Consider the following 19,851-nt stretch of genomic DNA (forward strand, 5'->3'; position numbering starts at 1 on the left):
GCGTGCCCGATCCTGAACGCGAGAGCCACGCATGCCAACAGTCATGCCCCACATGGCACGACCCATGCTTGGCGCCAAAAAAAACGCCGCTGCGGTAGCAGCGGCGTTCTTGCCGAGCCGGCAACTGCCGGTTGGCGCGGGGCCTTACTGGCCGGCGGTGGAAGCCGGAGCCGGCGTGGCGGCCGTGCCGGTGGTGGCCGGCGGCGTCATTGCCGGGGCGGTGCTGGCGGCCGGCGGGGTGGTTTCCGGTGCAGCGGCCGGTGCCGTAGCCGGAGCGGCTGCGGTGGAAGCCGACGACGGCGAGGCCGGCGTGGCGTTGTCATCGGACTTGTTGCAGCCGGCGAGCATGGCGGCGGCGACAAAAGCCAGGGCGGTAACCGAAATAACCTTCATGATGCTGGGCTCCTCATTTCGTTATGTATGCAGTGGATGCTTGCATCTTCGACGTTTCCCCCCGAAGACGGGCCCGTCTAGGGTGCGACCACAATTATGAAGCGTAGGTGTCCGACGGCGCAGCGCAGAAGCGTTCGTAGACATTTTCAGAATAATCGCGTTCCCCCGCCATAAGCCAGTCCCTAACCTGTCACCCGGAAATTGCAGTCGGCATCCCCAGCCGGCAGCCTGACAAGGAGTGACTCGCTTGAAACCATGCATCCCCCTCTCCCGGCAGTACCTCGCGGCTTTCGTCGCAGCCGCCTTTTCGCCTCTTGCCGCCGCGGCGGACTCCTTGCCCATCGTCGTGAATGGCGATATCCGGACCATTCCCTCGGGCACGTATACCTACACTGCCGATTCCGTGGTGGGCCTCACTGTCCTGGGCGGCGGACGAGCGTTCGGCCGGGACATCGAGATCGCCACCTCGGGCGGCCTGGGCAACGCTGTCGACATCTCGGGGCCCAACAGCTTTGTCGAGCTGATCGGCGGCGCCCTGAACACAAAGGGCGACGGTGCACTTGCCGTAAGAGCAACCAACACCGGCATGTCGGGCCTGCTCCTGCAAAACGTCGGCGTCGTCACCGAAGGGGCAGGCGCCAGAGGCATCCAGCTCGATCGCGCCAGCGGCAAGCTCCGTGCCGGCTCCGTCGAAACCTCCGGTCACAACGCCGTGGGCGTCGAGGTCAGGACCACAGGCTCGGTCTCCCTCGAGGGCACCTCGGTGGTCACGCGCGGCGACGAAGCCCAGGGCGTACGCGTGGACCAGGGATCGTCGATGGAATCCGACGGAGCCACCGTCCACACGAGCGGTCGCGGCAGCCACGGCGTCCTGATCGGACAGGGCAACGCCACCGCCACGCTCGTCCGCACGGAGGTAGCCACCCGCGGGCCCTATGCGAACGCCATTCACGCCAACCAAGGCAGCGGACTCGTGACGGTCACGGCCAACAGCAGAGTGCGTACCGAAGGCCTCGAGTCCATCGCCGTCATCGCGCATGACGGCGCCCCCGTTGCCGTTCGCGACTCGTTCCTTGAAACCCTCGGCAGGAATTCCCACGCCGTGTTCAACCACGGATCGTTCGTGAGTGTCGAGAACGCGGACGTCGCTACCGGCGGCTATAACGCCCACGGCGTCTTCGCCAGAGGGGGGCAGTATGCGGGCAAGGTGCCCTTCATCGACGTGCGCAATTCGCGCATCGTCACCCATGGCATGTTTGGCAATGGCGCCGTGGCATCCACCGGTGCCCGGGTTTCGCTGGTCGACACCACGATTCGCACCACGGGCGATGCCGGCCACGGCGTGTACGTCACCCAGGCCGAACTCACCAGCAGAGATACCACGATCTCGACCGAGGGGCAGGATGCCTATGGTGCCATCGTCAAGAACCGCGGCAGCCTGGTCATCGACGGGGGCAGTGTCAGTAGCGCGCACGCCGCGGCATTGGGGCTGCACGATCCGGGCAGCATCCACATCACTGGCGGCGCCGTGTTGAGCGGCGGCAATGGCGCCTTTGCGGAAGTCGATCCTGATTCCACCGACGCGTTCACTATCGTGCTGGATGGCAAGTCTCAAGCCTTGGGCGACATCCGGCTTTCGCCGTCGTCGAAAGCACCCGCATCTGGCGATCCGAAGCTCTCGCTCTCGATCAAGGGGCACGCGGTGTGGTCCGGTGCGTCGTCCATCGTGCGCGACCTCTCGATCGAAGACGGCGGCACATGGATAGTCACGGCGGACAGCCGTGTCGCCGGCCTGCGCAACGACCATGGCGTGATAGCTTTCCATCCGGCCACGCCCGGCGCGTTCGGCACACTGACAATCACGGGCGACTACGCGGGCGAACAAGGACTCTTCCGCATGCGCAGCCGATTGGGTGACGACACCTCGCCCACGGATCGCATTCACGTCATGGGGAATACGTCGGGCACCAGCTTCATTTCCGTGGATGCCCTCGATGGTGCGGGCAACGACACCGCCGACGGCATCCAGCTTGTCCGCGTGGACGGCCGCTCCGAAGGCCAGTTCAAACTGTCGGGCCGCGCCGTCGCCGGTGCCCACGAATACTTCCTGCACCAGGGATCGATCAGCCAGCCCGAAGACGGCGACTGGTACCTGCGTTCGTCGCTCTCCAACCCCATCCTCGCGCCCGAGGATGGCGAGAACATCGACGACGCCGACATGACACCGGTGCCGGTTCTGCGCCCGGAAACGGGCACCTACCGTGCGAACCAGACCGCCGCGCTCGACATGTTCCAGAGCGGCCCGGGCGGCGGCTGGGACGACGAGGCGGAAAACTCGCGCGGCAGTGCCTGGGCACGGTTCCAGCGGCGTCACACCGCGTTCGATCTCGGCCGGCAGGTCACGACCACCACCTCCAGCAACGAGCTTACCCTGGGCAGCGACCTCCTCCGGTCCGGCGGCTCCGTCGAAGGCCATCTCGGCATCATGGCGGCCATGGGCCAGTCGGACACCCGCGGCACGTCCACCGTCACCCGCTATTCGGCGCGCGGGCGGGTCAAGGGCGCCGCAGCAGGTGTTTACGGTGGTTTCCGCACGGCCGCCGGCACCTATCTGCGCGGCTGGTCGCAGTACGCGCACTTCAATCAACGCGTGGAAGGCCAGGCGCTCGCCAACGAGCGCTACGGAAGCGGCGCACTCACCACCAGCGTGGAGGCAGGACACCGCTGGCGCCGGGCGCTCAACCGCGATACCGACGTCTACCTCGAACCGCAGGCACAACTCGTGGCCACCCGCCTGCGCGGCGGCACGCATGTGGAGGCCAATGGCACGCGCATCGCTCCCCGACACGCCAGCGGAAGCACCTCGCGCCTTGGCCTGCGTGCGGCCGCGCGATGGCAGACGCCCGGAGGACACGTTGCTTCGCCCTACGTCGCCGGCAGCTGGCTGCGGCGGCTAGGCAGGCTCGACGCCACCCAGTTCGACGTCACCTCCCTTGCCGGCGGCGTGCCGCGTAACGCCTACGCGCTCAAGCTCGGTCTCAGCATTGTGCGCAACGACGGATGGCGATTCTGGAGCGACGTGGAGTCGCGCTTCGGCGTCCGGCGGTATCGCCGCATGGCGGGCACCGTCGGCATTCGTAAAATCTGGTAACCACCCTCAGGGCACCGGAGCCCTGCCGCATTCGCGCAAGGCTCCGGTCGACCATCGCCACCTACCCTGCAAGCTCCGCAGCCTCTGGTCGTGCGCGCCGCGCGGTCACCGTGCTGCCGATGGAAGCCAGCACAATGAAGCCAATGGCAAGCCACTGGAACGACGTGAGGTGCTCCCCGAGCAGCAGCATCGCCAGCAACGACGCCACCGCGGGTTCCAGGCTCACCATGATGCCGAAGGTTTCGCTCGGCAATCGCTTCATCGCCATCATTTCCAGCGACATGGGTATGGCGCTCGACACGATGGCCACACCGAGCCCCGCCGCGAGTATCGCGGGATCGAGCAGCGCCGCGCCTGCGTGGGCGACGCCATAGGGCACTACCACCAGACTCGCCGCCACCAGCCCGAGCGATACGGAGTGGCCCGCGTGGAGGTGGCCCGCACGCTTGCCGAACACGATGTACAAGGCCCAGCAGACGGCGGCACCCAGTGCGAAGAGCACACCCGTCGGGTCCAGGGTGCTCCCGTGCCCAAGCGGAAGGATCATCGCCAACCCCGTCACCGCCGAAGCCAGCCACAGAAAATCCACCGGACGACGCGACGCCCACATCGCCACGGCCAACGGGCCGCTGAACTCGATGGCTACGGCGATACCGAACGGGATGGTGCGCAAGGCGAGATAGAACAGAAGGTTCATCGTGCCCAGCGTGAGTCCGTACCGCAGCACGGACCCGGCATCCTGCCGGCTCAAGGGCCAGCGCCATGGGCGCCACAGCAGCAACAGCACGATGGCCGAAAACCCGACGCGCAACGCCGATGTGCCTTCGGCCCCGACAAGAGGGAAAAGCTTCTTGGCGAACGACGTGCCGATGCAAAGCGAGGTCACGGAGCCAAGGACGGCCAGCGCCGGTAACCAGGGAGTGGAGCGCAGGGAGGTCATCGACAGACTCAGGGCCGGGCGGCGTGGAGGCGCACATAGTACACACGCCAACAGCCAACCATGGCCCTGCCCCCCGGCTCCCATCGGGGGCGCGCCTCCTCAGCGGTCGTCGTCGCTGTCGCCCTCGGCCATCAACGCGTTGATCTGGCCCTTGTGCGCCTCGTAGAAGGCCACGTTTTTCTGGTTAACCTTCGACTGGTCGATGTAAGCCGCCAGCTGGGGGTTGGATTTGGCTTGCGACGCCATGGCCGCATTGGTCACCGCCAGATTCGCCAGCAGGAACTCGCGTGGGGTGAATCCATACTTCTTGAGCAGGGGAGCGATGCGCGGATCCGCACTGGTGACCTGGTTCGCGAGGTCGTCGAGGGAGTGCACCTTCGAGAAATCGGTAGCCGCATCCTTCGGTTTGATGCCCTGGGCCTTGGCTTCCTGCGTTACCTTCACGATACGGTTGAACACGTCGTCGTTGAGGCTGTAATCCTGGATCGCCTTCTTGTCCGAAGCGGGAATCTGCGAGACAGGATTGGCTGCCTGCTGTGCGCTGGCGGCAACGGGCACGAGGGATGCAGTGGCCAGCAGGGCGGCAAGTACGTAGCGAAACTTCACGGGCAACTCCTTCGTTGTCATGTCCGCGCTGGACGGTGGCACAGGATAATCGTCGAATTGTTACGCATGTGTCTGCGCGGTCACGCTTTCTTCAGGAACGCGCGGCACGTTCCAACCCATGGCGTTATAGAAGTGATAACGCGCCACTCCGATATATTCGTGAATCGCGAAGTCGGCGAAGGAGAGGTTCTCGGAAGTGGGCAGCCACGCATACCGGGCCCGCACGTAATCGCCGCGCACCGCCTCGGCGCGGATGCCGAAGTGCGCGAAATACAGGCTCGCACGACGCAAGTGCACGGCCGACGACACGAGCACCACCTTGTCCGCTCCATAACCCGCCAGCAAGGGCCTGCTGAACTGCGCATTCTGGAACGTGTTCATGCTGCGCCCTTCGAGCATCAGGTCCGCGCGAGGTATGCCTAGCTGGTCCAGCGACCGCGCATAGACGTCGGCCTCGGATTGCCTGAGCCGCATGGCATCGCCGCCACTGACCTCGAGCTTGCAGTCCCCACCGCTGGCCCTGCATGCGTGGTACAGCTGCGCCGCCCGGAGAATGCGTCCGTTCGCGTAAAGGCTGGGTTCGACGGCGCCGGCGTTGCCACGGACCGTGCCGGCCCCCAGCAGGATGATCGCGTTGCGTCGGCCCCACTGCATTACATCGGCTGGGTACCCCGCCTGCAGGCGATCCAGCAACAGGCTGGTCAAGGGGCCGCAACCGGCGAAGAACAGCCACGCCAATGCCACGAGCGAAAAGCACCAGCCACCGCGCAGACGACGCAGGGCGAACAGGACGAGGCCAATGGCCAGGACGATGAGGAAGATCACGAGAGTCATGGGCCGGAGCCTAGCAAACCGACGCGATCCGTGTTTCCTTGCGAGCGCTACCGGGGATGCAACGCCCGCTCGAGGCATTCGATGAGCTCGTCGCCACTGTAAGGCTTGCCGAGGTAGCAGAATGCGCCGGCGGCCATGACACTGGCGCGCATGGCGTCATCCGGGTAACCGGTGACGAACACCACCGGATACGTGCGGCCTTTTTCGACAAGGAGGCGATGCAGGTCCGTGCCATCGATGCCCGGCATGTGCACGTCGGTCACAAGGCAGTCGATGCCCTCGTCACCGCCCTCGCGGAGGAACTCTTCGGCGGAGGCGAAACTCCGTACGTCGTGCCCGAGCGACCGGACGAGACTGACGGTCGCCGTTCGGACAGCCTCGTCGTCGTCCACGATCGCCACGATCCTGTTAGCGGCCAATGTCACATCCTCGCCCGGCACCTGCCTGACCCTGCCGCCGCCTACAGTGCGCCGCGTCACGGCGATTGGGAATCATACGGAGGTGTGCGGTCGCGCCAGCGAGTCGTGTTCAGGCCCGCCCGGCAAGGGCTTCCGCCTGTTTCACCAATTCCGCGAGCGACTTCGCCCGCATCTTGCGCATGACGTTGCCGCGATGGATCTTCACGGTGATTTCCGACAAGCCAAGCAGCGCCCCGACCTGCTTGTTCATCAGCCCCGCCGTCACGTGCGCCATGACCTCGCGCTCGCGCGGGGTCAGCGATGCGTAGGCCTCGCGCAGGGTGTCCAGCGCCATCGCGTTGCGCCGGTCGGCCGCGTCGCGCTCGATCGCGGCGGTCACTGCGTCCAGCATGTCCTGGTCCCGGAAGGGCTTCGACAGGAAGTCCAGCGCACCGGCCTTCATGGCGCGCACCGACATGGGGATGTCCCCGTGCCCCGTCATGAAAATGACCGGCAGGCGATTGTCCATGGCGGCCAGTTGCGCCTGGAAATCCAGCCCGCTCACGCCCGGAAGGCGCACGTCGAGCACCAGACAGCCGGGCGCGTCGGCGTTGTCGCGCGCAAGGAAATCGGCGGCGTTGGCGAAGGTCGCCACCTCCAGTCCCACCGAACGGAACAGGGAGGCCAGCGCCTCGCGCACCGACGCATCGTCGTCCACCACGCAGACGACGGGCACCGGCTCGGAATCGGCAAGGCTGGTGCGTGTCATGCCGGCGTCGGCTCCAGGGTGGCAATGGGCAGGGTGAAATGGAACGTGGCCCCGCCACCGGGGCGGTTGGTGGCCCAGAGGCGGCCGCCATGCGACTCGATGGTGGAACGGCAGATGGCAAGCCCCATGCCCATGCCGTCGCAGCGCGTGGTGACGAAGGCATCGAACAGGTGCGGCGCGATATGTTCCGGAATACCGGTTCCGCTGTCTTCCACCTCCACGAGAAGGCCGTCCGCGGGGTCGGCGCGGGCGCTTATGCGCAGATGCCGCGCGTCGGCGGTCTCGGACATGGCACGTATCGCGTTGGCCATCAGGTTCACCACCACCTGTTGCAGTTGCACGCGATCGCCGCGCGGCAACGGCGCGCCGCGATCGATATCGATGCACAACGAAATGCGATGCTGCGCCAGTTCGCCGTCGAGCAGTTGCGCGCATTCCTCGACCAGCATGCCGAGGTCGAAATGCACGTGCTGGCGCGGTTCCTTGCTGGCCAGGCTGCGCACACGGTGCACCACTTCGCTTGCACGCCGGGCATCGCGAACCACGCGTTCCAGCCCCTGGCTCACTTCCGCCAGATTGGGTTCGGCACGGCGCAGCCAACGAAGGCTGGCCTCGCCATGGGTAACGATGGCGGCCAGCGGCTGGTTCACCTCATGGGCGATGGAGGCGCTCATCTCCCCCAGCGCGGTGATCCGCGCTGCCTGGGCCAGCTCGGCCTGCACGGCGATAAGCGCACGTTCCGCCCGCTTGCGGTCGGTGATGTCGACCACGCTGACCAGTACGCGGTCGTAGCGTGTCGGTCCCAGCGGCATGTTCAGCGCGAAGAGCACGGTCAGGCGCTCGCCGCGGAGGTTCGTGAGCGTCGTCTCGCCCTCCGCCACGCCGCCACCTTCGATGGTCGCGAGCACCCGTGCGAATACGGCCTGCGACGGCGCGAGCACGCGCGCGAGCGGCCCCAGCAGTTCTTCGCGGCGCGACGCCCCCAGCATCCGCACCGTCGCCTGGTTCACGTCGACGATCTGGGTGAGGCGCATCGCTTCCGAAACGAACTCCGGATGCGCGTCGATATAGGCCGCGAAGTCGGTCACGCCCTCTTCCCTCAGGGCGTGCACGCGGTCCATCACCAAGGAGTAGTCCTGTTCCCAGAAACAGAAGCGCGCATTTTCGAACATGCTGCGGTAGCGCCGCTCGCTTTCCGTCAGGGCGGCCGCGGCCGCACGGCGCCCGGTGACGTCGGTGCCCGCTTCCAGGATGACACGCGGCTTGCCGTACTCGTCCCGCAGCAGTGCGCAGCGCGCCTCCACGATCACGATGCGATCGTCGCGACGGCGCTGGAACACTTCGCCCTCCCACCGTCCGGCACCGAAAAGTTCGGCCTCCGCCTCGGCATGGTCGCCCGGGAACGCCGTACCCAGCAGATCGCTTGCCCGGCGCCCCAGGGCCTCCTGGGCCGTCCAGCCGTAGAGCTGTTCAGCGCCGCCGTTCCAGAGCACGATCACGTCGTCCATGTCGCGAACGAAGATGGAGTCGTGGGTGAGTTCGATCAGCCGCGCCTGCCCGGCGATGGTGATCATGCGCTCGCGGTTGCGCAGCGCCAGCACGCCGGTGATGGCGATGGCGCCCAGGCTCACCGCGCAGCGCAGGAACGAGGCATCCATGGCCGGTGCGCCGTGCCCCCTCGCATAAGCCACGGCCGTGAGCCCCATGCAGCCCACGGTGGCGCCGACGATCGCCCGGCGGCTTCCGCTGGCCGCCACGAGCAGCACCACTACCACGTAAAGCACCGCCACGGCGCTCTGCAACGGGGTGAAGGTGTCCACCACGAACACGCCCGCGGCCAGCACGGCACCCGCGCCCATCAGCAGTGCGGCCACATACCCCCGCGGGCGCGTGGCGGGCGCGTAGGCCTGGCTGTGTAGGGGCCGGAATCGGGTCATGGGTCGCGCCAGACGAGGTGTCTTGTATGGATTTAGCGTGGAGTGTCCCGATTTCCCGTGGCGCCCGTCTTGCACAGCGGTGATGGTTTTTGACCATTACGGAGCGGACCCTACAAGAAATGCACGCCACGGCGACTAACCCTTTGGTATGGAGCGTCCGACCGAATGTAGAATTCAGCCCGCGTCGTCCCGCGCATAGGCTCTTCCTCACGGGCATTCCCGCCCAGAGCCGCCGCCGTGGAGCAGACGCAGATGCGCTTCCAGATGAACGTCCCGAACGCCGGACAGGGTCTTCCGCCGTTCGCCCTTCCCGCCGAGGAAGAAGAATCCAACGTGACCCGCCTGCTCGAGCAGGCCCTGACGTCCGCCGAGACCGATATCGCCACCACGCGTGCCTGCGTGGCCAGGGTGGCTGCCTTGCTCGAGCGCGAGTCTTCCGTCGCCCGCCCGGCGGCGCCGACCCGCCGGCGCATCGGTGCCGGGCTGGCACCGTGGCAGGCGAGGCGTGTGGCCGCGCACGTGGACGAGAACCTCGGCTACTCGATCACCATCGACCAGCTGGCCGCCATCGCGGGCCTGTCCAGCAGCTACTTCTGCCGCGCCTTCAAGGACAGCTTCGGCGACCCGCCGCATGCCTACATCATGCGCCGCCGGGTGGAACGGGCGCAGACGCTGATGCTGCAGACGCGCGAGCCGCTGAGCCAGATCGCTCTCGCCTGCGGCCTCTCCGACCAGGCACACCTGTGCAACCTGTTCCGCCGGCTCGTGGGGCAGAGCCCCAGCCAGTGGCGGCGCTCCCGCTGGCAGGAGGTCTAACCGAACAGCTTCGTGGCGATTTCCGCAATGTGACGGCCCTGGTAGCGGGCGCCGGCGAGCTCATTCTCGCTGGGTTGCCGCGAGCCGTCCGAGGCCGCGATCGTGGTGGCGCCATAGGGACTGCCGCCCGTGACCTCGTCCAGTTTCATCTGGCCCTGGAACGCATAGGGCAGCCCCACGGGGATCAGCCCCAGGTGGAGGAGGTTGGTGATGATGGAGAACAGCGTCGTTTCCTGGCCACCGTGCTGCGTGGCCGTGGAGGCGAAGGCGCCGCCCACCTTGCCGTTGAGCGCGCCACTCGCCCAGAGCGAGCCCGTCTGGTCGAGGAAGTTGGACATCTGGGACGCCATCCGTCCGTAGCGCGTGCCGGTGCCGATGATGATGGCGTCGTAGCCCGGCAGGTCGTCCACCTTCGCCACGGGCGCGGCCTGGTCGAGCTTGAAGTTCGATTTCCTGGCCACGTCCTCGGGAACCAGTTCGGGCACGCGCTTGATGTCGACGGTGGCGCCGGTTTCGCGGGCACCCGCCGCCACGGCTTCCGCCATCTTCTCGATGTGACCGTAAGCCGAGTAGTAGAGAACGAGGATCTTGGCCATGGAACGCACTCCGCAGGGAAAGGTCTAGGCAGAAGGAGACGATACCGGCACGGCCATGCAGGCCGCGTCTAGACGCAGCATCGCCAACGCATCGAGGTAACCGCATGTTTGCCAGCGTCGTACACCTTCGTCCCGCGCCCCGGATCGACGTCCCGGCCCCCTGGACCGCGCTGGTCCTGCACGAAGCCGCCCGGATCGAGCCGGACGAGGCCGCCCGCATGGCGTGGTACCGCGGCGACCCGATCGCGACGCTGGGCCAGCAGACGGCCGAGTCCCTCGTGGCCTGCGGCCGGCACGAGGAGGTGCTGGGCTTCCTCCGCGCGGCGGCGCGGGACCTCGGCCTGACGCCTGCCCGGGCGTTCGCGGCGTTCTGAAGTCGCGGTAAAGTCGGCGGAACGGAAAGCCGCGGGCCACCACGTGTCGATCGAAGAAGCCACCCTGCCCGACCGCGACGAACGGCTGACCGCCGAGCGCGCCTACGAACTCTACTGGGCGGATCTGCTTCCCCGCGATGCCCGCTTCGCATGCGTCGGCACCGGCTGTTCGGCACCGCTGATCTGCGCCTGCCTGGACAAGCCCGAGCAGAACCTCAGGATCCGCCCCTATTTCCGTTCCTACCGGCTGGAAGACCACGCGGCAACGTGCGAGGTCGCGCATGGCCGCGGCGAGACGCGGACGGAAAAACGGCCGGACGTCTTCGAGGCCGAACGACCGGCCGGCCATTTCCGCAGGGAGCCGACGCCGCCGGCCTCGCCGGCCGGCGACAGATCGCCACGCCGCGTATCCGCCTCGCAGACGGCCGGGCTACCGCCGCGCGCCAGCCACTACTACCGCCTTTCCTCGCTCGTGCAGAAGTTCCTGGAGCATCGCCGCGACCGGGACCTCGCGGAGGCCACGGTCGACATCGGCGGGGAAACCACCACCTACGAGGCCCTGTTCCGCAATATCTACCGGCAGAAGGTGGTCGACCTGCTCGGCACCCGCGCCGTCTGGTGGGGCACGGCCTCCCTTCGCGCCACCCGGGAAGGCGGCTACTACCTCCGCTTCTCGCGCCCCTTCCGCCATGAGGATGCCGAACTGCGGCCGACCATCACGATTACCGCCCGGGACATCGAGGCGTATCCGGTCCGCAAGCTGCTGCGTGCCCGGCTGGACAAGCTCATCGCGGAATCGGGCGGCTACTGCGTGGCGTTCGTGTGGGCGAAGCCGTGGATGCCCAAGGATGCGGAAAAGCCCTTCGTGCGTTTCTACGTGAACAACCTGGACCACATCGACGTGCGCGGGCCGGAAATCCTCGAAGAACTGAAGAACACGTCCCGCGTCGGCGCATGAGACCATGACGCCATGGGTTCCGCCCCTATGCCTTGCGCACACACCCTCTGCACCAGTATCGACCCATGACACCCAAACGCCGAAAGCGCCTGCGCCTTCCCTTCGTGCGCCATCCGCGCGACGCGTCGCACGACTATGACGACGCCAGCTACGACGGCGGTGCCACCGGCGGCGCCTATTTGCGCCACATCGTCATCGTGGCCATCGTGCTCGCCATCGTTGTCGCCGCCCTGCACTGGCTTGCGCCGGGCTGGCTGTAAGAGTCTGCTCAGACGAGCCTGTAGATCCTCGCTTCCGCGGCACGCAACGCCCCTTCCGCGACGCCCGCGTGGGTGGATACCAGTACGCGTCCCGCCGGCTCCGGTATCGGAAGATCCGCCGGCTGGTCGGTGAAGTTCAGCAGCACCACCACGCGCTCGCCCTCGTGCGAACGCTCGTACGCCAGCACGGCGTCGCTCGCTTCCAGCACACGGATATCGCCGCGGCTGAGCGACGGCGTCTCGCGCCGTAAACGCAGCAGCGCCTTGTACAACGACAGCATCGATTCGGGATCGTCCGCCTGGGTCGCCACGTTGCATGTCCCGACGTCGTCGCCGATGCGCAGCCACGGCGTGCCACGCGTGAATCCGGCGCCCTCGCGCGGGAACCAGCGCATCGGCGTCCGCTGCGGATCGCGGCCCAGTCCCTTGTGCGGTTCGTTGAGTTCGAACGGGTCGCGCACCTCGGCGAACGGAATGGGCACGTCTTGCATGCCGATCTCGTCGCCGTAGTACATGGTGGGTGTGCCGCGCAGGGTGAGCAGCAGCACCGCCGCCACGCGGGCCTGTGCGGCGCCCACGCGCGACGCGATGCGCGGCTTGTCGTGATTGCCCAATACCCAATTCGGCCAGCCGCCCGCGGGCAGCGCGGCTTCATAGCGGCGGATGAGGCCGGCGATGGTCGGCGCGTGCCAGTCGGTGCCGATCAGCAGGAAATTGAACGGCAGGTGCGCCCCGGTGAGGTTCTCGCCGTAATAGGCGACGATGCGCTCCAGCGGCAGGTAGATCTCGCCGATCAGCACGCGATCGGGAAATTCGTCCACCACCTCGCGCATGGCGGCCACGATCCCCTGGGTCTCGGGCAGGTCGGCGGTATGCACCGGCAGGAAACGATGTGCGTCGGCGTCGATGCCTTCACGGAAGGCGGGATTGGGAGGGTTGTCGCGAAAGGCTGCGTCCTTCATCACGTGGTAGATCACGTCCACGCGGAAGCCGTCCACGCCGCGGCGCATCCAGAAGCGCATCGACTCGTACATCGCCTCGCGCAGCACGGGATTGCGCCAGTTGAGGTCCGGCTGCCTGTCGAGGAACAGGTGTAGGTAATACTGCGCGGTGGCCGGATCGAAGGTCCACGCACTGCCCCCGAAGTTCGACAGCCAGTTGTTGGGCGGACCGCCGTCGGGTGCCGGGTCGCGCCATATGTACCAGTCGCGGAAGACACTGTCCCGCGAACGGCGGCTCTCGCGGAACCACGGATGTTCGTCGGAACTGTGATTGGGCACGAAGTCGAGGATCACCTTCAACCCGAGCGCATGTGCGTCGGCGATCAACGCGTCCATGCCGGCGATGTCGCCGAACAAGGGATCGATGCCGCGATAGTCGCTGACGTCATAGCCGAAGTCGGCCATCGGCGAGGGGTAGATCGGCGAGATCCAGAGCGCGCTCACCCCCAGGTCGGCAAGGTAGCCGAGCTTGGAACGGATGCCTGCCAGATCGCCGATACCGTCGCCGTTCGCGTCGGCGAACGAGCGGGGGTACACCTGATAAACGACGCCATCGCGCCACCATGAACCTTCCGACACACATCCTCCATTGCATTGTGGGAGCGGCTTCCGCGGCTCTGACACAGAGCCTCGCCGCTGGCACGTGTAGGGAATGCCTTCACAACCTTTCGCTTAGCCTTCCGGGCAACCAACATCCGGGCGGCGTCATGATCAACGACCTCTGGTACAAGAACGCGATCGTCTACTGCCTTTCCGTGGGCACCTTCCAGGACTCCAACGACGACGGCGTGGGCGATTTCCAGGGGCTGGGCCGGCGGATGGACTATCTGCAGGGCCTCGGCGTCACGGCCCTTTGGCTCATGCCCTTCCAGACCTCGCCCGGCAAGGACGGTGGCTACGACATTGCCGACTATTACAACGTGGACCCGCGGTACGGCACCCTGGGCGACTTCGTGGAATTCACGCAAGCCGCCCATCAGCGAGGCATGCGCGTGATGATAGACCTGGTGGTGAACCACACCTCGGACCGCCACCCCTGGTTTCGTGACGCGTGTCGCAATCCGAAATCGAAGTACAGGGACTGGTACGTATGGTCGAAGACGCGTCCGGAAAACGCCGACGAGGGCATGGTGTTCCCGGGCGTGCAGAAGAGCACCTGGACGTACGAGAAAACCGCCAAGGCGTGGTACTTCCATCGCTTCTTCCAGTTCCAGCCGGACCTCAATACCTCCAATCCCTATGTGCAGGCGGAGATCCTGAAGATCATGGGGTTCTGGACGCAGCTGGGCGTATCCGGCTTCCGCATGGACGCCGTACCCTTCGTGATCGCAACGAAGGGTCCCGACGTCAAGAAGCCGAAGGAACAGTTCGACATGCTGCGCGGCTTTCGCGAACTGTTGCAGTGGCGCCGGGGCGACGCCGTGATCCTTGCCGAAGCGAACGTGTTGCCGCGCGACGACATGGAGTATTTCGGTTCGGACGGCGACCGGCTGCAGATGATGTTCAACTTCCAGGTGAACCAGCACCTCTTCCACGCGCTGGCTTCCGGCGACGTGCGGTCGCTGGCCGGTGCGCTGAAGAAAACGCGGCCGCGTCCGGCAACCGCGCAGTGGGCGCAGTTCCTGCGCAACCACGACGAACTCGACCTTGGCCGCCTCTCGCCTTCGCAGCGCCAACGCGTCTTCGCGGAGTTCGGCCCCGACAAGGACATGCAACTCTACGACCGGGGCATCCGTCGCCGTCTTGCGCCGATGCTGCGCAACGACCGCCGACGGCTCGAACTGGCCTACAGCCTCCTCTTCACCCTGCCCGGCACGCCGGTGCTGCGTTACGGCGACGAGATCGGCATGGGCGACGACCTGTCGCTGCCCGAGCGCGAATGCGCGCGCACCCCCATGCAATGGTCCACGGAGTCCTATGGCGGGTTCACCCGGATACGCAGCGGAGGGAAATCGGTGATCTCCGATGGCCCCTTCGGGTTCGCACACGTCAACGTGGCCCAGCAGCGGCGCGATCCGGGCTCCCTGCTGAACTGGATGGAACGCGTAATCCGCATGCGAAAGGAGATTCCGGAGGTGTCCTGGGGCGATTTCGAAGTGCTGCCCCTGGACGACAATGCCGTGCTGATGCTGCGTTACACATGGCGCGGCAATGCCGTGCTGTTCCTGCACAACCTGTCCGACGCACCGGTGGAGGTCGATTTCGCGGGCCCGGCCCAACTCACCAATGTGTTGTCGGAAGACCACAGCCGGCCGGACGAGCGGGGCCACCACCAGGTCATGCTCGAGCCCTATGGCTACCGCTGGTTCCGCGAGGGCGGCCTCGGTTACATCCTCGATCGTGACGAAATCGACGGCGTTTGACGCCGCTTAGCGGCGGGACCCCCTTCCAGTACCTCTTATGGGGGTAGGTGCCGATCCTTGCATGCGCAATGCTTGGCTCCTCCTTCGGTATCTCGAAAGGATCGGCCACCATGTATCGCGCCGAACCCACCTGCAGCATCCGTCTGGCCACGTTGCCCACGGTCATCGTCGATCTCGCCCAACGCTCCGCCGCCATCGACCGCGGCGACCGCCGGGGAAGCACCAGCCTCGTGGAAGACCTGCGAGGACGGGCGCAACTTACGGAAATTCCGCTCGACGGTGCCGCCGACGACCTGCTCCTGGTCTACCGCGCCGCGTGCGCAGCCGACGCCGACGGGGCGGGCGCCATCCTGTTCCGCAGACAGGCCGAGGGTGAGGCCGAAAGCAGCCACCCGCCCGCGGTCCGCTCCCTGGCCCAGGTCCTGTTCGACAGCCTTCGCGCCGAGGCGCCGAATACGCCGTTGCTAGCCCATGTGGCCCTGGCCCTCCGGGCCCTGCTCGGGGGCGCCTCGGCCCGCGACGAGGGCGCCACGCCGCGCGGCGGGCTGGCCACCTGGCAAGAACGCCGGGCCGTCGCCTTCATGGACGAACGGCTGGACCAGTCCTTCCCTGTATCGGCCGTGGCGGAAGTCTGCGGCCTCTCCGTCAACCATTTCTCCCGGGCCTTCCGTCGCAGCATGGGCAAACCGCCGCACCGCTGGCTGCTGGACCGCCGCATAGGGCGAGCGCGCGAGCTCCTTCGCGAAACCAACCTCGCGCTCGCCGATATCGCGCTCGCCTGCGGATTTGCCGAACAAAGCCACTTCACCCGTGTCTTTACCCGTACCGTCGGCATGCCGCCGGGCGCATGGCGGCGCGCGGCGGACTAAAGCATGGCCAACGACGACAACACGGTTTCGACCCTGGGCCTGGGGCGCGACCTCATGCTGGCGGGATCCCGGCTGCGCGACGCGGTGGGCCGCCGCGCCCAGCGGGAATTCGGCCTCACGGCACTGCAAGGCGAACTGCTGCTCCTGCTCGCCGCGCGCGGCAGCATGATCTCCACCGAGCTCGCGGCCGCGTGCGGCGTGAACGCCAGCACGGTCACGCACGCCGTGGACGCCGGGATCGATCGCGGCCTGATGCTGCGCGAACGCAACGAGGGCGACCGCCGCCTGGTCGACATCGTCCTGACGCCGGCCGGCAAGCGCATGGCCGAGAGGGTTCGGGCGCTGGTGGCCGACCTGGCCCGGACCGCGCTGGAAGGGGTGGACCAGCCGGGGCTGCTGGCTGAGAGCCTGGCCCAGGTCACCCGCAACCTCGAAGAGGCCAAGGTTCCCAAGGACATCCCCTAGGGACCCTCTAGGCGGTTCGGCGCCCGAAGATCAGATGGAGCCCGAACAGGGCGAACACCGCGCCGGCGCCGCCGTCGATCCAGCGGCTGACGCGCACGTAGGCCCGCCGCATGGCGGGCATCGCGAAGATGCCGGCCACCACCGAGAACCACACCACCGTCTCCAGCGTGACCATGGTCCAGAGACCCCAACGCGCCGCGCCCGACATGCCGTCGCCCACGAAGGCGGAAAAGATCGAGGCGAAGTACACCGCCGCCTTCGGGTTCGCCAGATTGGTCGCCAGCCCCCTCAGCAGGGCGCGCCACGGGCTGGAACCGCGCACGTCGACGACGGGCACGGCGGCGTCCGCCTTCGCTTTCCAGGAGGCGCGCAGCATCTGGAAGCCCATCCAGCAGAGGTAGGCCCCGCCGGCAACGGCGATGCCCCGTTCCAGCCACGCCAGCCGATGCAGGAGGATGTGCAGGCCCAGCAGCGCCAGGGCGGCCCATACCGCCACCCCCAGCGCGATGCCCAGCACCCCCGCGAACGCTTCGCGCCGCGACCGGCTGGCCGCGAGCTGGGACACGAAGAAGAAATCGGGTCCTGGAGTGATCAGGGCGACGATCTGGACGATGGCGATGGTGAGGAAGAGGTTCATCGTGCGAGGGTAGTACCCGGGACGCGACGGCGGAAGTCGGACCATTTATTCCGCATCGCGCCTTGCCCACAGGGCACTCCTCCCGTAACCTCGCGTTTTTTAAAGTGGTCACGGGGCTGCCCCCGTCCTTCCAAGGGGTAAGTCGCGATGCTGGGTCTGTTGGGCCACGTTCTCTTTGGCCTGTTCGGTTTGGTGGTGCTCGTCGCCATCGCATTCTGTTTCTCCAACAACAAGCGCGTGGTCGACTGGAAGCTCGTCGCCACCGGCGTGCTGTTGCAGATCGTCTTCGCCGCCATCGTGCTGAAGGTGCCGCTGGGCCGCGATGTGTTCGATGCCATCGCCACCGGCTTCGTGCGCCTCCTCGACTACGTGGACGTCGGTTCGCGCTTCATCTTCGGCAGCCTGCTGGACAGCGACAGGTTCGGCGTGATCTTCGCCGTGAAGGTGCTGCCCACCATCGTCTTCTTCGCGGCGCTCACCGGCGTGCTCTACCACCTCGGCGTGATGCAGCAGATCGTGAAGGGCATGGCCTGGGTGATCACCAAGGTGATGCGCGTGTCGGGCGCCGAGACCACCAGCGTCTGCGCCAGCGTGTTCATCGGCCAGACCGAAGCGCCGCTCACCATCAAGCCCTACATCGAGCGGATGACCCAGGCCGAGCTGATGACCGTCATGATCGGCGGCATGGCGCACATCGCCGGCTCAGTGATGGCCGCGTACGTGGCGATGCTCGGCGGCGACGATCCGGTGCAGCGCATGTTCTACGCGAAGCATCTGCTCACCGCGAGCGTGATGGCCGCGCCGGCCACCATGGTTCTGGCCAAGATCCTCGTGCCCGAAACGCAGGAGCCGCTCACTCGCGGCACGGTGAAGATCGAGGTCGAGAAAACCACCGCCAACGTCATCGACGCCGCCGCGACCGGCGCGGGCGACGGCCTGAAGCTGGCCATGAACGTCGGCGCGATGCTGCTGGCCTTCATCGCGCTCATCGCCCTCATCAACGGTCCCGTGCAGTGGGTGGGCACGGTCGGCGGCGAGCACAGCCTCAACGCGTGGCTCACTGCCACCGCGGGTCATCCCGTCGCGCTCAGCCTGGAAACGATCTTCGGGTGGATCCTCGCCCCGGTGGCGTGGCTGATCGGCGTGCCCTGGCAGGATGCCACCCTCGTCGGCAGCTTCATCGGCCAGAAGGTGGTCATCAACGAATTCGTGGCGTACGCCGACCTGGCGCGCCACCTCGACGACCTGCTGCCGCAGAGCCGACTCATCGCCACGTACGCGCTGTGCGGGTTCGCCAACTTCTCCTCGATCGCCATTCAGATCGGCGGCATCGGCGGCCTTGCGCCGAACCGCCGCGGCGACCTTGCCCGCCTCGGCCTGCGCGCCGTGCTGGGCGGCTCCATCGCCACCTTCATGACGGCGACCATCGCCGGCGTGCTCGAGCAGTTCTGAGGCGTGGCCGGCGTCCGCCTGCTGGTCGTCGGCGGCTATAGCGAGGAAGAGCGCTGGCGTACGCCGCGCCTTCCCAAGGCCGGCGAGCCCGCCTATGCCGACGAGTTCGACCGGCTGCCGGGCGGGAAGGCGTTCCACCAGGCGGTGGCCGCCGCCCGTGCGGGCGTGCCGACAGGGCTCGTTGCCGCGATCGGCGACGACACCATCGACCCCTCCGGCCTGCCGGCCAACGTGGTGGCCCGCTGGCAGGTGGTGTCCGGCGTGCGCACGGGACGCACGGCCATCGTCACGGACACGAAGGGGCAGACGCTCTCCGTGCTCTCTGCCGGTGCCAACGCCCACCTGGATGCGGAGTTCATCGCGCACCAGTCCGATCTGTTCGACAGCGCGAAGGTGCTCCTCGTCTCCACCGAGGCGAACATCGACGCCGTGGCCGCCACGCTGGAACTGGCCGGCACGAAGCGCCTGCTGCGCGTGCTCGATCCCGGCCCGCTGCCGCCGGGGCTTTCCGTGCGCGAGTTCGCCAGCACCGACGTGCTGCTGCTCGACGTGCACGAGTTCGCCCGCGTCTGCGGGCGGTTCCTCTCCATCGACATCACCGCGAACGCGGTGACCGGCATGGACGACACCACGATCAATGCACTCGCGCGGCGTCTGTGTGCCGGCACGGTGGTGGTCTCTCTCGACCGCAGCTGCCTCGTATCGCACGGCAGCGACCGGCACGGCGACCATACGGACCTCTACCGCGTACCCACCTGCGGCGCGGGCGACGTGTTCAAGGGCACGCTCGCGGCAAGGCTGCTCGACGCGCCATGCTTCCGCGATGCGCTGCTGGCGGCGTGTTCGGCGTCGGGCTGACCTGCATGCGGTGCCCTGTGTGGGAGCCGCTTCAGCGGCGATAGGTGCTTGCGACAAGCTGGCCCGCTGCCGCGGGATCGCCGGCATAGCCGGCTCCCACACAAAGCCCCACACCTCGCAAGGCAAACCGGCTCCCACACAAAGCCCCCACACCTCGCAAGGCAAGCCCGAACA

The 19,851-nt window shown here is 67.0% G+C and carries 20 protein-coding genes; 10 read left to right on the plus strand and 10 right to left on the minus strand.

Translation table 11 applies throughout. The features are described 5' to 3' along the window. Positions 1-144 precede the first annotated feature (144 nt). Entirely contained in the window at positions 145-393 is a 249-nt protein-coding gene (locus HBF26_RS11850; protein WP_167126373.1) for a hypothetical protein, read from the minus strand. Between the two features lie 247 nt (positions 394-640). Here HBF26_RS11850 and HBF26_RS11855 point away from each other — a divergent pair, with 247 nt between their 5' ends. Next, the gene (locus tag HBF26_RS11855) at positions 641-3,544 is read left to right on the plus strand and encodes an autotransporter family protein (protein WP_167126376.1); all 2,904 of its coding nucleotides are present in this window, start codon (positions 641-643) and stop codon (positions 3,542-3,544) included. 61 nt (positions 3,545-3,605) lie between these two features. Here the strand turns inward: HBF26_RS11855 and HBF26_RS11860 are convergent, their stop codons facing one another. The 6 genes from HBF26_RS11860 to HBF26_RS11885 form a co-directional block, all read right to left on the minus strand. After that, a complete protein-coding gene (locus HBF26_RS11860) occupies positions 3,606-4,484 on the minus strand; it encodes an EamA family transporter (RefSeq protein ID WP_167126379.1) in 879 nt (292 codons plus the stop codon). A 99-nt stretch (positions 4,485-4,583) separates the two neighbouring features. Then, complete coding sequence (locus HBF26_RS11865; protein ID WP_167126382.1) at positions 4,584-5,090, minus strand: hypothetical protein; 507 nt, start codon at positions 5,088-5,090, stop codon at positions 4,584-4,586. 60 nt (positions 5,091-5,150) lie between these two features. Next, positions 5,151-5,903, minus strand: coding sequence for a YdcF family protein (locus HBF26_RS11870; protein WP_425482995.1), 753 nt, complete (start codon positions 5,901-5,903; stop codon positions 5,151-5,153). A gap of 68 nt (positions 5,904-5,971) precedes the next feature. After that, positions 5,972-6,343 carry a response regulator transcription factor gene (locus tag HBF26_RS11875; RefSeq protein WP_167126386.1) on the minus strand — a complete coding sequence of 124 codons (372 nt, stop codon included), beginning with the start codon at positions 6,341-6,343 and terminating at the stop codon, positions 5,972-5,974. A 109-nt stretch (positions 6,344-6,452) separates the two neighbouring features. Then, positions 6,453-7,091 (minus strand): response regulator transcription factor, encoded by a 639-nt coding sequence (locus HBF26_RS11880; protein WP_167126389.1) that lies wholly within the window; start codon positions 7,089-7,091, stop codon positions 6,453-6,455. Next, a complete protein-coding gene (locus HBF26_RS11885) occupies positions 7,088-9,028 on the minus strand; it encodes a PAS domain-containing sensor histidine kinase (RefSeq protein ID WP_167126392.1) in 1,941 nt (646 codons plus the stop codon). Before HBF26_RS11885 ends, HBF26_RS11880 begins: the two co-directional genes overlap by 4 nt. Before the next feature lie 237 nt (positions 9,029-9,265). Between HBF26_RS11885 and HBF26_RS11890 the strand changes: the two genes are divergently transcribed. Beyond that, entirely contained in the window at positions 9,266-9,844 is a 579-nt protein-coding gene (locus tag HBF26_RS11890; protein WP_205287626.1) for a helix-turn-helix domain-containing protein, read from the plus strand. On the opposite strand, the gene wrbA is transcribed toward HBF26_RS11890, so the two are convergent. After that, positions 9,841-10,440, minus strand: coding sequence for an NAD(P)H:quinone oxidoreductase (wrbA, locus tag HBF26_RS11895; protein WP_167126394.1), 600 nt, complete (start codon positions 10,438-10,440; stop codon positions 9,841-9,843). The genes HBF26_RS11890 and wrbA overlap by 4 nt on opposite strands. A 104-nt stretch (positions 10,441-10,544) precedes the next feature. Between wrbA and HBF26_RS11900 the strand changes: the two genes are divergently transcribed. The 3 genes from HBF26_RS11900 (at position 10,545) to HBF26_RS11910 (ending at position 12,032) form a co-directional block, all read left to right on the plus strand. After that, positions 10,545-10,814: a hypothetical protein gene (locus HBF26_RS11900; protein WP_167126397.1), complete on the plus strand. Its 270-nt coding sequence runs from the start codon at positions 10,545-10,547 to the stop codon at positions 10,812-10,814. Positions 10,815-10,857: 43 nt separating this feature from the next. Then, positions 10,858-11,772, plus strand: a complete 915-nt coding sequence (locus HBF26_RS11905) for a hypothetical protein (RefSeq protein WP_167126400.1) — start codon at positions 10,858-10,860, stop codon at positions 11,770-11,772. 65 nt (positions 11,773-11,837) lie between these two features. After that, complete coding sequence (locus HBF26_RS11910; protein WP_167021826.1) at positions 11,838-12,032, plus strand: hypothetical protein; 195 nt, start codon at positions 11,838-11,840, stop codon at positions 12,030-12,032. An 8-nt stretch (positions 12,033-12,040) separates the two neighbouring features. Here the strand turns inward: HBF26_RS11910 and HBF26_RS11915 are convergent, their stop codons facing one another. Beyond that, positions 12,041-13,612, minus strand: a complete 1,572-nt coding sequence (locus HBF26_RS11915; protein WP_167126403.1) for an alpha-amylase family glycosyl hydrolase — start codon at positions 13,610-13,612, stop codon at positions 12,041-12,043. A 128-nt stretch (positions 13,613-13,740) separates the two neighbouring features. On the opposite strand from HBF26_RS11915, the gene HBF26_RS11920 reads away from it, so the two are divergent. The 3 genes from HBF26_RS11920 (at position 13,741) to HBF26_RS11930 (ending at position 16,730) form a co-directional block, all read left to right on the plus strand. Beyond that, positions 13,741-15,396, plus strand: a complete 1,656-nt coding sequence (locus HBF26_RS11920; protein ID WP_167126406.1) for an alpha-amylase family protein — start codon at positions 13,741-13,743, stop codon at positions 15,394-15,396. A gap of 110 nt (positions 15,397-15,506) precedes the next feature. Then, complete coding sequence (locus HBF26_RS11925; protein WP_167126409.1) at positions 15,507-16,265, plus strand: helix-turn-helix transcriptional regulator; 759 nt, start codon at positions 15,507-15,509, stop codon at positions 16,263-16,265. Between the two features lie 3 nt (positions 16,266-16,268). Continuing rightward, a complete protein-coding gene (locus HBF26_RS11930) occupies positions 16,269-16,730 on the plus strand; it encodes a MarR family winged helix-turn-helix transcriptional regulator (protein WP_167126412.1) in 462 nt (153 codons plus the stop codon). A gap of 7 nt (positions 16,731-16,737) precedes the next feature. Here the strand turns inward: HBF26_RS11930 and HBF26_RS11935 are convergent, their stop codons facing one another. Then, positions 16,738-17,412 carry a homoserine/threonine efflux transporter gene (locus HBF26_RS11935; protein ID WP_343162797.1) on the minus strand — a complete coding sequence of 225 codons (675 nt, stop codon included), beginning with the start codon at positions 17,410-17,412 and terminating at the stop codon, positions 16,738-16,740. A 102-nt stretch (positions 17,413-17,514) separates the two neighbouring features. Here HBF26_RS11935 and HBF26_RS11940 point away from each other — a divergent pair, with 102 nt between their 5' ends. Together HBF26_RS11940 and HBF26_RS11945 are read left to right on the plus strand one after the other, a co-directional pair. Next, on the plus strand, positions 17,515-18,819 hold the full coding sequence (locus HBF26_RS11940) for a NupC/NupG family nucleoside CNT transporter (RefSeq protein ID WP_167126415.1): 1,305 nt from the start codon (positions 17,515-17,517) through the stop codon (positions 18,817-18,819). Between the two features lie 3 nt (positions 18,820-18,822). Next, on the plus strand, positions 18,823-19,677 hold the full coding sequence (locus HBF26_RS11945; RefSeq protein ID WP_167126418.1) for a PfkB family carbohydrate kinase: 855 nt from the start codon (positions 18,823-18,825) through the stop codon (positions 19,675-19,677). The last annotated feature ends 174 nt before the right edge of the window (positions 19,678-19,851 follow it).

The organism is Luteibacter jiangsuensis (genome assembly GCF_011742555.1).
Lineage (GTDB): Bacteria > Pseudomonadota > Gammaproteobacteria > Xanthomonadales > Rhodanobacteraceae > Luteibacter > Luteibacter jiangsuensis.